A 13,200-nucleotide genomic window follows, 5' to 3' on the forward strand; every position below is an offset into this window, starting at 1 on the left:
CCTTGCGCCCAGCGGGTTTTTTATCGTCTGTTATCCTTGCATTCCACTATTCAGAATAGAACATCATGCCCATTCGCCTGATCGTCGGCCTCGGCAATCCCGGCCCCGAGTACGAACAGACCCGCCACAACGCCGGCTTCTGGCTGGTCGACCAGCTCGCCAACAGCCTGCCCGGCTGCCGCCTGCAGCGCGAATCGCGCTTTAACGCCTTCGTGGCGAAAACCGCCCTGGCCGGCCAGGAAGTATTTTTGCTCGAACCGCAAACCTTCATGAACCTGTCCGGGCAGTCGGTCGGCGCGCTGGCGCGGTTCTACAAGATCGTTCCTGACGAGGTGCTGGTCGTGCACGACGAGCTCGACCTGGCGCCCGGCGTCGTCAAGATGAAAAAGGGCGGCTCCAGCGGCGGGCATAACGGCCTCAAGAGCATCACCGCCGCGCTCGGCACCCAGGATTACTGGCGCCTGCGGCTCGGCATCGGCCATCCGCGCACCCTCGGTTCGCAACAGCCGGTGGCCGATTTCGTGCTGCACCGGCCGCGCAAGGAAGAGCAGATCCTGATCGAGGAATCGATCGACAAGAGCTTGCGGATCCTGCCGCTGGCGGTCGAAGGCAAATTCGACATCGCGACGATGCAGCTGCATACCGCCTGATGCCCGCTGTTAGCCGGATTTGTTAGCCGGATTTGACCATGATCCGGCTGCGCAGGTCGCGCTGCATGCGTTCCAGCGGCGCGCGCATGCGCAGGTAGTCGGCCGGGGTGCACGTCCTGCCGGGATGGCGAAATCGCAGGCTGCGCGCGACCAGCACCCGGTTCGCCTGGCGCGCGTAACTGGCCTGGTAGGTCAGGCCGGCTTCGTTGACGGACAGCGCTTTCGGCAGCGCCAGGATGCGGATGCCGGGGGCGAATGCGATCACCGTGTCGTCGGCGGCATCGAGCGCGGGGCAGATGAAGTCCTGGGTGCGCGTCTTTTCTTCCGCCATGGCCGCCACCGATTCGGCAATCCCGCCCCAGAAATTGAAGGTCGTCGCCACCCCGGCCGATCCCGGCAGGTCGGCCAGATTGTCGCTCACCCCTGTAAATTCCATCCGGTATTGCTCGCCCGCGCCATCTGACCGGCCGGCGTCGAAGCTGCCGTCGCCGTGCTGGCCCATCGCCTGCAGCATGCGCTCGACGAACAGCGCGCGCTCGGCCGGCGCCGTGTCGCGCACGGCCTGGCGGTAGGCTTCGGCCAGCGCGCCGCCGGCCGTGCGCACCACCGTCAGCACGCCGCGCCCGTTGCGGCCGACGTCCACGCGCGCCAGCATGCGGTTGCTCTCCGCCTGCATCGATGGGGTCCGCGCCAGCTTGCCGCTGGCGGCCAGCAAGACCGGTTTGCCGAGCAGGGCGGAAGGAAGATAGCCGGCCTCGACCGAATCCGAGGAGGGGTCGAGATACAGGTCGAGCGCCGGCACATACGTGATCGCATGATCGAGCATGCCCAGGGTGGGCGCGTCCGGCAGGCTGTACGCGTTGCCGCCGTTGAGCAGCGCGGCGCCGCTGTCGATGCCTGCCGCCCCCAGCAGGGCGGCGAGCAGGACCGCGTGATCCTTGCTGTCGCCGTAGCGGTTCTCCAGCACGGTCGATGCCGCATGCGCAGGCCCGCCGGCGCCGACGGGCACGGCGACATGGCGCAGATGGCGGCGCACCCATTCCGACAAGGCCAGCGCTTTGGCGCGCGGCGCGTCCAGGCCGGCCGTCGCCTCCCGCGCCAGCGCGGCGATGGCCGGCGTGACTGCTGCCTGCGCCTTTGCGTGCGCGTGGTAGGCGCGCGCCAGGGCGCCATAGTTGGGGAAGGTGGACACCGCCAGCCGCTTGCCGTAATCGAGATAGCTGACCGAGTCCGATTCGATGCGCCGGTTCGGCCCGCCGATGTATTTCCACTGGTGAACCTGGCGCCCGGAGGCGCTGGGCGCGGGCACCGGCGCGAAGCCTGCCGCATCGGCATACAAGCTCATCGATGCCGGCATGTCGTAGATCAGGTGAAACTGCTTGCTCGCGTAAAACTGCGACGAGGACAAATCCTCGAAGTGCCCGGGAAACAGGGCGGCCTTGCGGTGGAGGAGGTAGCGGACGGCCACCTTGTCGCCCGCCGCGACCTCGGGAAAGGCGACGATTTTCAGGCGCGCCTCCTGGAACAGGGGCGCTTCGCCGACGGCCGGATCTGGCTGGTCTTCGATCTGCTGCGGCGGCACCGCGATGCGGCGGCCATCGGCTTTCAGGGTGTAGGCGTCGAGTTCGCCGAGCTCGTCGAGGCGGGCGTTGTAGCGGATGACGTAGCGGCTGTGCGCCTGCGCCGCGCGCGGCAGGACGATGGTCTTGACGTTGTCGACCGTGAGGCGGTAGCTGCCGTCGGTCTCGACCACATAATGCTGGATGTATTTGTCGATGACGATCGAGGGATCGGTGCCGGTGTCGGCGGTGGAGGGAGCGGCGCTGGCGTGGGCGTTGGCAAGCAGGAGCAGGGCGCTCAATACGGCGGCAAGGCAAGTGGGCATGAAGGGCTCCGGAAGAGACATCAGCGGCCCATGTTACGCAGGCGCCCCGCGGCCGCATTTGACTTGCCGCAATCGTGCTCGGGTAGCGCCAGGGATGGCAGTTTCGTGTGCCGACGGCACTGCTCCGGGCGCTACAATGTCCTTTCTTTTCTAGCGGGAGACTTTATGCCGTCGCCATCGTCTTTGACATCCCCGATGGGCGAAGAACGTGATCCCGCCAACACCGCGACGCGTTACGTGACGAGCACCTGCCACGCGTTCGGCCATCCCGAATTCAGTGTACGCGTGAGCGGAACCCACATTCCCGAGGTCGATGTGCAGTGGCTTCTCGATTACCTGGCACAGGCGGTGGCGCGCGGGGAGCGCTTCAGCGCCGGCGACAGCCTGCAAGTCGGGTGGATGGCCACGATCGTGCAGGCCGGCCCCGGCGGCACGCTGTGCGTGACCGAACCGGACATGCGGTCGATCCCGATCGCCTTCGTCGACGCGGTCGACCGCACGCTGGCGCACCTGCGCAGTCAAGGCGATATCGTGGCCAGTATCGATCCAGCGCGCGAGCCGGTGTTTCCGTCGCTGCGGCAGACGGCGGTGGTGCATGTCGATTACAGAACGTCAGGAAGCATCTTGCTGAGCCGCTTCGAGCCGCAAGGGGCACGCTCCGGCTGGTGGATCACCGATTGCGAAGGCGAGGACGACGCGCAAGATCCGACGCGCTTTACGACGATATCGCTCTACCGGCTTGCCCTCGACCGGCCCGAACTGGTCAAGCTGTTTGCTCTGCCGCCCGGCCTGCAAGTGTTTGTCGAGGGAACGCGCATCCATGTGATCGATGACGAAGGGGAATTGATTGCCCTTCCAGGTTCATTTCTCGACAGGCTGCAACAGCGGCATCTGGCCGGCTGAGGCAAACCGGCAACAGGCCGCCGGCCGTGACCGCCCAGACCACCATTGCCCGTTCCTGAAGCGAAGCATGGCATTCTGACGATCGATGCGCCGGGAGTCGCCTTGTTTGCCGGCTGCCGGTAACATAGCCATGCGGGCCGCGCCCGGCTCCGCCTTTTATTCACGTTCGATTCGCCTATGCACGCACTTTCCTTCCACGCCGGCCCGCGCGCGCTGGCCCACCTCCGCCAGCACGGCCTGCGCGCGCGCGACATCGCCGTCGTCCCGGCCGCCGCCGGCGGTCCCAAGGGCTTGATTTTCCAGTCGCTCGACCAATGGCTGTTCGGCGACTGGTTTGCGCAAGCCCCGCGCGAGCGCGCCCTGATCGGCGCTTCCATCGGCGCCTGGCGCATGGCCGCCGCCTGCCAGGCCGATCCGGTCGCCGCCTTCGCCCGCTTGGGCGAGCTGTACTGCGGCCAGCGCTACACCGCCAAGCCCTCGCCGCAGGAAATCGACGCGGTTTGCCGCAAGCTGCTGCACGAACTGGTCGGCGGCCACGAAGCGCAGGTGACCGCTCACCCTCACCACCGCCTGCATGTGATCGCGGCGCGCGGACGCGGTTCGCTGGCCGCGCCGGCGCACCGGCGGGCCGAAGCGACCGGCTTCGCCGCCGCCGCGCTGCTCAACCTGGCCTCGCGCGCCAGCCTGGCGCGGATGGCGGAACGGGTGGTCGTGGGCGACGCGCGCGGCGCCCCGGCCTGGATGGCGCCCGGTTTCGACAGCTTCACCACCCATTTCGCCACCCTCGACAGCGCCAACCTGGTCGACGCCCTGCTGGCCTCGGGCACCTTGCCGATGCTGATGCCGCCGGTGCGCACCATTGCCGGCGCCCCGCCCGGCGCCTACTGGGATGGCGGCCTGATCGATTATCACCTGGCGCTGCCGTACTCGCATCTGGAGCCCGGCGAAATCGTGCTGTATCCGCACTTCAGCGAGCACATCGTGCCAGGCTGGCTGGACAAGGCCATGCCGTGGCGGCGCATGGCGCGCGGCCCCCGGCGCGGCTGGCTCGACAATGTGCTGCTGGTCGCGCCGACGGCGCATTTCCTCAGCACCCTGCCGCGCGGCAAACTGCTGGACCGCAAGGATTTCAATTTCTACGGACTGGACCACGACGCGCGCATCCGCCACTGGCAGCAGGCGATCGGGCAGGGCCAGCGCCTGCGCGACGAGTTCGCCGCATTTGTGGACCAGCCCGACCTGGCGCGCATCCGGGCGTTTTGACAGGCCGCGCGATCCCGACGTCGGCCAGAAACCGCCTGCGCGCCAGCCGGGCGAACGCAGCTTTTGGAGAAGGGTGGCGCTGAGGGTTACAATAGCCATATTCTTTGACAAAACTCGCATAAAATCAGCGACAGCGCTGCATTTTCGCGAGTTTTGTTGTCATTTATCGTAGTGATGGTGGTTGACGTAAAGTCTTGCCTGGCGTGTTACGCCACGATCCGCATCCGCCTAACTTATTGATCATTAAAGGTTTTTCATGAGTCTCCAATGCGGCATCGTCGGCCTGCCCAACGTCGGCAAGTCCACCCTCTTCAACGCGCTGACCAAGGCCGGCATTCCGGCTGAAAACTATCCGTTCTGCACCATCGAGCCGAACGTCGGCGTGGTCGAAGTGCCCGACCCGCGCATGGCTGCGCTGGCCGACATCGTCAAGCCGGAACGCATGGTCAACGCCATCGTCGAATTCGTCGACATCGCCGGCCTGGTTGCCGGCGCGTCGAAGGGCGAGGGCCTGGGCAACCAGTTCCTGTCGCACATCCGCGAAACCGACGCCATCGTCAACGTGGTGCGCTGCTTCGAAGACGACAATGTGATCCACGTGGCCGGCAAGGTCAGCCCGCTGGACGATATCGAAGTCATCCAGACCGAGCTGGCGCTGGCCGACATGGGCACCGTCGAAAAAGCCATCCACCGCGAGAACAAGAAAGCCCGTTCCGGCGACAAGGACGCCGCCAAGCTGGTGGCCCTGATGGAACGCATGATGCCCTTCCTGAACGACGCCAAGCCGGTGCGCGCGATGGGCCTGGACGCCGACGAAATGCTGCTGATCAAGCCGCTGTGCCTGATCACCGCCAAGCCGGCCATGTACGTCGCCAACGTCTCCGACACGGGCTTCACCAACAACCCGCTGCTCGACCAGCTGACCGCCTACGCCAAGTCGCAGAACGCGCCGATCGTGGCCATCTGCGCCGCCATCGAAGCCGAAATCGCCGACCTCGACGATGCCGACAAGGGTGCGTTCCTGGCCGACATGGGCATGCAAGAGCCAGGCCTGAACCGCCTGATCCGCGCCGCCTACAAGCTGCTCGGCCTGCAGACTTACTTTACTGCTGGCGTGAAAGAAGTACGCGCCTGGACCATCCATATCGGCGACACCGCCCCGCAAGCGGCCGGCGTGATCCACACCGACTTCGAGCGCGGCTTCATCCGCGCGCAAACCATCGCCTACGACGATTACGTCGCCTACAAGGGCGAGTCCGGCGCCAAGGAAGCGGGCAAGATGCGCGCCGAAGGCAAGGAATATGTGGTCAAGGATGGCGATGTGCTGAACTTCCTGTTCAACGTGTAAGTCGACTCCGCAACTGCTGCGGGATTCGCCGAGTAGCGGCGGATTCCGATGACAAGCAACCCCGTGCATCCTCGTGATCGCGGGGTTTTTTGTTGCCTTAACGATTTTCTGTAATTGTGAGCCCCGGCCGGCAAGGCCCGATGCTGTGACACGCGTCATGGGCGCGCAACAGCAAGCACCTACAATCAATAATCTATTTGCAACAGCAGCATCGGCCAGGCGCCCCTGGCGGCTGGCGGCCGGCGCGCTGCATTGGCGAACGGAACAACGACGATGGTGATGGCGGACTCCCCCCTGAACAAGGATGCGGCCTGCGCGGCGGCCCAGTCCGACGTGGCCTACAGCCAGCTGGTCGCGCGCATCCGCCTGGTGCTGACCGTCTCCGCCGTCCTGGTCGCCGTCCTCGACCACGCCGGTCCCGGCCCGGCCAACTTCACCGCCCTCCTGGTCCTGTCCGCCTACGCGCTGCTGTGCGCGGCGGTCTACCTGTGTCCCCGCTGCCAGCCGCGCTGGACGCGCGGCAAGCTGCGCCACCGGCTCGACGTGGCCGTGTCGGCGGCGGTGGTGGCGGCGGTCGGCCACGCCGACATCTTCCCGCTGGTCTTCCTGTTCTTCGCCATCGTGGTCGCCTCGCTGCGCTACGGCCTGGCCGAAGGCGTGCGCGTCACCATCGCCACGGTCCTGCTGTACTACCTGGCGGCCATCGTCACCCAGCCCGAGGTGGCGCCGGCGCGCATGCTGCTGCGCGTGGCGGTGCTGCTCGCGTTCGGGCGCGTGATCGCGCAACTGGGCGAGCTGCACATCCTCGCCGCGCGCCGCCAGGCCCTGCTGCGTGAAATGAACCAGGTGGCCAACCCGCGCTTCGGCGTCGACCGCAGCATGACGGCCGCACTGGAACAGGTGCGCGCCTTCTTCATGGCCGACAGCTGCCTGCTGCTGCTGGGCGATCCGGACACGGGCGGCCACGCGCTGCGCAGCGTGCATGCCGATACCCCCGGCGTGGTCGCGCCGGTCCCCATCGACGCCGCCCTGGCGCGCGCCATGCTGCCCGCACCCGGCACGCACGTGCTGCTGTTCGTGCGCGGCTGGCGCGGCTGGCGCTGCTGGCGCGACGTCGGCGGCTGCGCGCTCGCCCACGCCGGCGATAGCGCCGCCTGGACGGCGCACGATCCCGGCGCGCTGCGCGAACTGGCCGACCTGCTCGGCGCCGCCTCCTTCGTCAGCGCTCCCGTGCGCTTCGGACGCGGCAAGGGCCGCCTCATCGTCGCCGCCGGCACCCGCCACCTGGGCCGGGGCGATGCCCTGTTCCTGGCGCGCATCGCGGAACAGGGCCTGCGCGCCATCGACCGCATCGACCTGCTCGACCGCATCGCTTCCGACGCGGCCGCCCTGGAGCGCAAGAAGATCGCGCTCGACCTGCACGACACCGCCATCCAGTCCTACATCGGCCTGCAGCTTGGCCTGGTCGCGCTGTGCCGCAAGGCCGCTCCCGGCAATCCGCTCGCCCCCGATCTCGACAAGCTGGTGACGATGGCGGCCGACGTCATCGCCCAGCTGCGCGACGAGGCGCAGCGCGCCTGTGCCGCGCCGGCCGCCGGCGACGCCATGTTCGTGGCGGCGCTGCGGCGCCAGGCGGCCCAGGCGCTGGCCGCCTACGGGGTCGCGGTGCGGATCGACGCCGCGCCCGGCCTGGCGCTGGGCGACCGCCTCGGCGCGGAAGCGCTGCAGATCGTGCGCGAAGGCATCAGCAACGTGTGCCGCCACAGCGCCGCCAGATCGGCGAGCGTGGCGCTGCGCTGCGACGGCGCCACGCTGCGCATCGAGATCGTCAACCCGCACGGCGGCGCCGCGCCGCCGCCGTTCCAGCCGCGTTCCCTGGGTGCGCGCGCCGCCGCGCTGGGCGGCACCGTGGTGCAGCATGCCGGCCCGAACGACACCCTTGTCACAGTGGAGATCCCCTTATGAAAACCGATGCACACGACAGCATCAAGGTGATGCTGGTCGACGATCACCAGACCATGCTGTGGGGCCTGCAAGCCCTGGTCGACGCCGAACGCCCGCGCATGGCCGTGGCGGGCACGGCGCGCACCTGCGACGAGGCCCTGGCCGGCGCCGTGCAATGGGCGCCGGACGTGATCCTGCTCGACCTGGACCTGGCTGGCGTGTCCACCGTCGACTTCCTGCCCGAACTGCTGGCCAACGGCGTCTCGCGCGCGCTGGTGCTGACCGCCGCCCACGAACCCGAACTGCTCGACCTGGCGGTGCGGCGCGGCGCGCGCGGCATCCTGCACAAGGAAGTCTCGGCCGACCAGGTCGTCAAGGCCATCGCCAAGATCCACCGGGGCGAACTGTGGTTCGACGCCGATACCATGGACCGCGTATTCGGCCAGATGCTGGGCTGGCGGCGCGCCCTGCGCAGCGAAGCGCCGGCCGAAAAGCACGCCGCCCTGACCGCGCGCGAACGCGCCATCGTCAGCGCCGCCGTCGAATTGAGCGGCTGCGCCAACCACGAGGTGGCGCAGCGCCTGTTCATCTCCGAGCACACCCTGCGCAACCATCTCAGTTCGATCTACCGCAAGCTCGATGTGCCCAACCGGCTCGGCATGTACGTCTACGCGATCCGCCACGGCCTGGTCGAACCGGCGCAAACGGGGCGGCGCGAACTTCAGTGAGCACCGAGCACCGGCATGATGGTGCGCACGATGACGATCATCGCGGGCCCCAGCACCACCATGATGATCGCCGGGAAGATGAACAGGGCCAGCGGAACCAGCATCTTGGTCGGCACCTTGGCCGCGTGCTCCTCGGCGCGCACCTGGCGCTTGTGGCGCAGGTCTTCCGAAAACACCCGCAGCGATTCGCCGATGCTGGTCCCGAATTTATCCGACTGCGCCAGCATGGTGGCGAAGGTGCCGACTTCCTCGATGCCGGTGCGTAGCGCCAGGTTGCGCAGCGACTGCGCGCGGCTGGCGCCGGCGCGCATCTCCAGGTTGGTCAGGTGCAGTTCCTCGGCCAGCGCGCGGCTGCTCATGCCCATTTCGTCGGCCACCCGCACCAGGGCCGCGTCCAGCCCCAGTCCCGCTTCCACGCACACCAGCATCAGGTCGGCGGCGTCGGGAAAATGCTCGAAAATCTCGCGCTTGCGCTCGCGCAGGCGCAGCCACAGCGCCAGGTTCGGCGCATAGCAGCCGGCCAGCGCCGCGATCCCCAGGTTCATCAGGACCGTCATCTCGTCCATGCCGGTCAGGGCGCGCAGCAGCAGCCAGGTGCCGCCCGCAAACAGCAGCGGCAGCACCGTCTTCAGCCCGAAGTAGATCAGGCGCGCATCGGCGCGGCGGATGCCGGCGTTGATGAAGCGCAGGCGCAGGGGCGAGCTTTCCCAGTCGCCGGCCGGCGCCAGCACGCGCGCGAACGGGCCGACCGCCTGCGCCACGGTGGCGCTCCAGTCGGTGGCGGCGGCCGGCTTGCCGATCGCGTCCAGGCGCCGCAGCACGCGGCTGGGCACGAACAGCATGAACAGGCCGGCGATGGCGGCGGAAACGGCCAGGCAAACCAGGACAGCGAGCACGAACATGATGATCCCCTTGTCGACGACGGATTAGATGCGGATACGGATGATGTGACGCAGCAGCAGCACGCCGAAGGCCATCGACACCAGCATGCCGCGCACCAGGTTCTGCCCGAGCGGGTCGTTCCACAAGGGCGCCATGAACTCCGGATTGAACACGCTCATGAGGCCACCGATGGCGAACGGCAGCAGCGACAGCAGCCAGGCCGACATGCGGCCCTCGGCCGAGAGCACGCGCACATGCCAGAACAGCTTGAGGCGCTGGCGGATCAGGCGGCTCAGGTTGCCCAGCACCTCGGTCAGGTTGCCGCCCGAATCGCGCTGGATCAGCACCGCCACCACGAAGTAGCGCAGGTCGGTGATCGGCGCGCGCACGCTCAGGTTGCCCAGCGCCTGCTCCAGCGAGACGCCGAAATTGATCTCGTCGTGCACCAGCCGGAATTCGCCGGCGATCGGGTCGGGCATCTCCTCGCCGATCATCTGCAGCCCGGCCCCGAAGGCGTGGCCGGCGCGCAGGGCGCGCGCCAGCAGGTCTAGCGCGTCGGGCAATTGCCGCTCGAGCCGGGTCAGGCGCCGCCGGCGGCGCCGCTGCACGTACGCCAGCGGCAGCCAGGCAAGCATGCCGGCGGCCAGGGCGCCGGCCAGGAAGGGCTGGTGCAGCACGCTTGTGACCAGCAGGAAGCCGGCCGCTCCCAGGGCCGCGCAGGCCAGCAGCAGCCTGGCGACGGTCCAGTTCAGGTTCGCCTGCAGCAGGTAGCGGTCCAGCTGGTGCGCGCGCGGCAGGCGCAGCAACAGGCGCTGGAACGGCGGCAGCTCGCTCATCATGCGCTCGCGCAGCAGGTGCGACTGGGCCGAGCCGTCGCCCGCCGCCGACATGGCGTTGAGGCGCTGTTCGATCTTCTTCGCCTGCGGTCCCTTGTAGGTTTTCCAGATCAGGTACAGGCCTTCGAGCAGCAGCACCACCGCGATGAAGACCAGCACCGACAGCAGCGGCGACAGCGGTCCGTTGGCGTGAGAAAGCATGCTGGCCTCCTATTGGTAGCGGCGGGTGCTGTCGAACATGGCGTCCGGCAGGGTCACGCCGAAGGCGCGCAGGCGCTCGCTGAACTTGGGACGCACGCCGCTGGCCTGGAAGTAGCCTTCGACCGCGCCGTCGGCGCCGACCCCGGTCTGGCGGAAGGCGAAGATCTCCTGCATGGTAATGATGTCGCCCTCCATGCCGGTGATTTCCTGGATGCTGGTGATCTTGCGCCGCCCGTCAATCAGGCGCAGGCCCTGGATCACCACCGTGATGGCCGAGGCGATCTGCTGGCGCGCCGCCTTGTGCGGCAGGTTCAGGTTGGCCATGCCGATCATGTTTTCCAGGCGCGCGAGCGCGTCGCGCGGGTTGTTGGCGTGGATCGTGGTGAGCGAGCCGTCGTGGCCGGTGTTCATCGCCTGCAGCATGTCGACCGCCTCGGCCCCGCGCACCTCGCCGATGATGATACGGTCCGGGCGCATGCGCAGCGCATTGCGCACCAGCGCGCGCTGCGTGATTTCGCCCTTGCCTTCGATGTTGGCCGGGCGCGTCTCCATGCGCACCACGTGCGGCTGCTGCAGCTGCAGTTCGGCCGCATCTTCGATGGTGACGATCCGTTCGGCTGGCGGAATGAAGCCGGACAGGATGTTGAGCAGGGTGGTCTTGCCGGCGCCCGTGCCGCCGGCGATGATCATGTTGACCTTCGACCTGCACAGCCCTTCGAGCACGGTCGCCATGTCGGGCGTGAGGCTGTGCAGGTCGTGGATCAGGTTCTCCATCCTGAGGGGAATGTGGGCGAAGCGGCGGATCGACATCATCGGGCCGTCCAGCGCCACCGGCGCGATCACGGCGTTCACGCGCGAGCCGTCCGGCAGGCGCGCGTCGACCATGGGACTCGATTCGTCGATGCGGCGCCCCACCAGCGAGACGATCTTGTCGATGATGCGCAGCAGGTGCTTTTCGTCGGTGAAGCGCACCGTGCTCAGTTCCAGCCGGCCCTTGCGCTCGACGAAAATCCGGTTGTAGCTGTTGACCAGGATGTCGGACACGGTCGGATCGGCCATCAGCAGTTCGAGCGGGCCGAAGCCGAGCATCTCGTGCTGGATGTCGCGGATCAGCGAGCGCCGCTCGGATTCGTTGACGGCGGCCTGCTCCTCGTCCAGCAGGCGCTCGGCCATCACCGCGATCTCGGCGCGCAGCATGGGGCCCGGCAGCGCTTCGAGCGCGGCCAGGTCGAACTTGTCGAGCAGTTTCAGGTGGATGCGGCTCTTGATGGCGTGGTAGTCGTCGCTGGCGCCGGCTGCCGCCACGCGCAGGTCGGCCTGGCTGTCGATGGCATTGAGTTGTTCACGGAAGGACATGGGATTCTCCGGTTTGACGGCCGAACAAGCGTCCGAACAGGCGTGCCGGCGAGCGCTCCTGCGCCCTGTCCGGGGCCGGCGGGCGCGCCGTCAGCGCGGCGGCCAGGGCGGCCACGTCGTGCAGCACCGGGTTGGCGCGCGCGCTGGCCAGCAGCGGTTCGCCATGGTCGATCGCGGCCGTGACCTGCCTGTACGAGTTGGGCACCGTGTGGATCGCGAACTTGCCCAGCGCCCGCTCCAGGTCCGCCACGCCGATCTGTCCCTTGCGCTCGAAGCGGTTGACGATCAGTTCGATCTTGTCGGCGCCGTAGTCGAGCGACTTGAAGATGGCCAGCATCTTCTTGGCGTTGCGGATCGAACTCAGGCCCGCCTGCAGCACCGGATAGATGCGGTAAGCGCGGTCGAGCGCCTTGATGCTCAGGGTGGTGACCGGGCGCCCGATATCGAGCACCACGTAGTCGTAATGGCGCACCGCCAGCGCCAGGATCGCATCCACATGGGCGGCGCCGATATCGGCCGCCTGGGTGTGGTCTTCCGGCGCGGCCAGGATGCTGAAGTTGGGCGCCACCCTGACCGTGCTGGCGGCCAGGAAGGAGGCGTCCAGGCGCGCGATCGCGCGCGCCACGTCGGCCAGGGTCGAGGGGGCGCGGCCCTCGTGCACGAAGGCCAGGGCGTCGCCGAACTGCAGGTTCAGGTCGACCAGCAGCACGGAACTGGCGCGCGCCAGCTGCAGGCCCATGCTGGTGGCCAGGAAGGTCGCGCCGCTGCCGCCCTTGCAGCCGATGAAGGCGAGCACCTTGCCTTCGCCGGGCGCCTGGACGCCGCGCAGCCTGGCGCCGGCGCGCGCCAGCGCCGCTTCCAGGTCGGCCGGCGCGAGCGGGGCGGGCAGCACTTCGCGCACGCCGGCGCGCATGGCGTCGATCAGGAAATCGGGCGACGCGGCGGCGCACAGCAGCAGCACCGCGATCTCCGGGTGGCGCGCGCCGACGGCGGCCACGGCGGCCAGGCCGGCGCTGTCGGCGCAGCCGTCGACCAGCATCAGGTCCGGCTTGTCGCGCGCGGCCAGCGCCGCCAGGTCGGCGCCGCCGCCGAGGGTGGAAACGACGACGTGCGCGCCGGCCTGCAGCAGCTGGCCGATCTCGGCGAGGCGGGTTTTGTCGGGCGATACGAGGGCGACTTTCATGGCGTGTTCCTAAGGTTGCGG

General features: G+C 68.2%; 11 protein-coding genes. 6 read left to right on the forward strand and 5 right to left on the reverse strand.

Annotated elements, in window-relative coordinates; all coding sequences use genetic code 11:
- Positions 1-65: 65 nt before the first annotated feature.
- Complete coding sequence (pth, locus tag EJB06_RS29465; protein ID WP_126077590.1) at positions 66-650, forward strand: aminoacyl-tRNA hydrolase; 585 nt, start codon at positions 66-68, stop codon at positions 648-650.
- A gap of 22 nt (positions 651-672) precedes the next feature.
- On the opposite strand, the gene EJB06_RS29470 is transcribed toward pth, so the two are convergent.
- Positions 673-2,535, reverse strand: coding sequence for a DUF3857 domain-containing transglutaminase family protein (locus EJB06_RS29470; RefSeq protein WP_126077591.1), 1,863 nt, complete (start codon positions 2,533-2,535; stop codon positions 673-675).
- A 195-nt stretch (positions 2,536-2,730) separates the two neighbouring features.
- Between EJB06_RS29470 and EJB06_RS29475 the strand changes: the two genes are divergently transcribed.
- The 5 genes from EJB06_RS29475 to EJB06_RS29495 all read left to right on the forward strand — a co-directional run bounded on the left by EJB06_RS29475 (position 2,731) and on the right by EJB06_RS29495 (position 8,721).
- Positions 2,731-3,438, forward strand: a complete 708-nt coding sequence (locus EJB06_RS29475) for an immunity protein Imm33 domain-containing protein (protein ID WP_126077592.1) — start codon at positions 2,731-2,733, stop codon at positions 3,436-3,438.
- Positions 3,439-3,615: 177 nt separating this feature from the next.
- Positions 3,616-4,701: a patatin-like phospholipase family protein gene (locus EJB06_RS29480; protein WP_126077593.1), complete on the forward strand. Its 1,086-nt coding sequence runs from the start codon at positions 3,616-3,618 to the stop codon at positions 4,699-4,701.
- Between the two features lie 256 nt (positions 4,702-4,957).
- Positions 4,958-6,049 (forward strand): redox-regulated ATPase YchF, encoded by a 1,092-nt coding sequence (gene ychF, locus EJB06_RS29485; protein WP_126077594.1) that lies wholly within the window; start codon positions 4,958-4,960, stop codon positions 6,047-6,049.
- Positions 6,050-6,328: 279 nt separating this feature from the next.
- The gene (locus tag EJB06_RS29490; protein ID WP_126077595.1) at positions 6,329-8,014 is read left to right on the forward strand and encodes a sensor histidine kinase; all 1,686 of its coding nucleotides are present in this window, start codon (positions 6,329-6,331) and stop codon (positions 8,012-8,014) included.
- Entirely contained in the window at positions 8,011-8,721 is a 711-nt protein-coding gene (locus tag EJB06_RS29495; protein ID WP_126077596.1) for a response regulator transcription factor, read from the forward strand. The genes EJB06_RS29490 and EJB06_RS29495 overlap by 4 nt, the downstream gene beginning before the upstream one ends.
- On the opposite strand, the gene EJB06_RS29500 is transcribed toward EJB06_RS29495, so the two are convergent.
- Genes EJB06_RS29500 through EJB06_RS29515 form a run of 4 tightly spaced genes read right to left on the reverse strand, consistent with a single transcriptional unit; the run spans position 8,715 to position 13,179 of the window.
- Positions 8,715-9,623, reverse strand: a complete 909-nt coding sequence (locus tag EJB06_RS29500) for a type II secretion system F family protein (protein ID WP_126077597.1) — start codon at positions 9,621-9,623, stop codon at positions 8,715-8,717. The two genes, EJB06_RS29495 and EJB06_RS29500, sit on opposite strands and share 7 nt — an antisense overlap.
- Before the next feature lie 24 nt (positions 9,624-9,647).
- Positions 9,648-10,640, reverse strand: a complete 993-nt coding sequence (locus EJB06_RS29505; protein ID WP_126077598.1) for a type II secretion system F family protein — start codon at positions 10,638-10,640, stop codon at positions 9,648-9,650.
- 9 nt (positions 10,641-10,649) lie between these two features.
- Positions 10,650-11,996 (reverse strand): TadA family conjugal transfer-associated ATPase, encoded by a 1,347-nt coding sequence (locus EJB06_RS29510; RefSeq protein ID WP_126077599.1) that lies wholly within the window; start codon positions 11,994-11,996, stop codon positions 10,650-10,652.
- A complete protein-coding gene (locus EJB06_RS29515) occupies positions 11,983-13,179 on the reverse strand; it encodes a CpaE/TadZ family protein (RefSeq protein WP_126077600.1) in 1,197 nt (398 codons plus the stop codon). The genes EJB06_RS29510 and EJB06_RS29515 overlap by 14 nt, the downstream gene beginning before the upstream one ends.
- Positions 13,180-13,200 lie beyond the last annotated feature (21 nt).

This window comes from Massilia atriviolacea (assembly GCF_003953935.1).
GTDB lineage: Bacteria > Pseudomonadota > Gammaproteobacteria > Burkholderiales > Burkholderiaceae_D > Telluria_A > Telluria_A atriviolacea.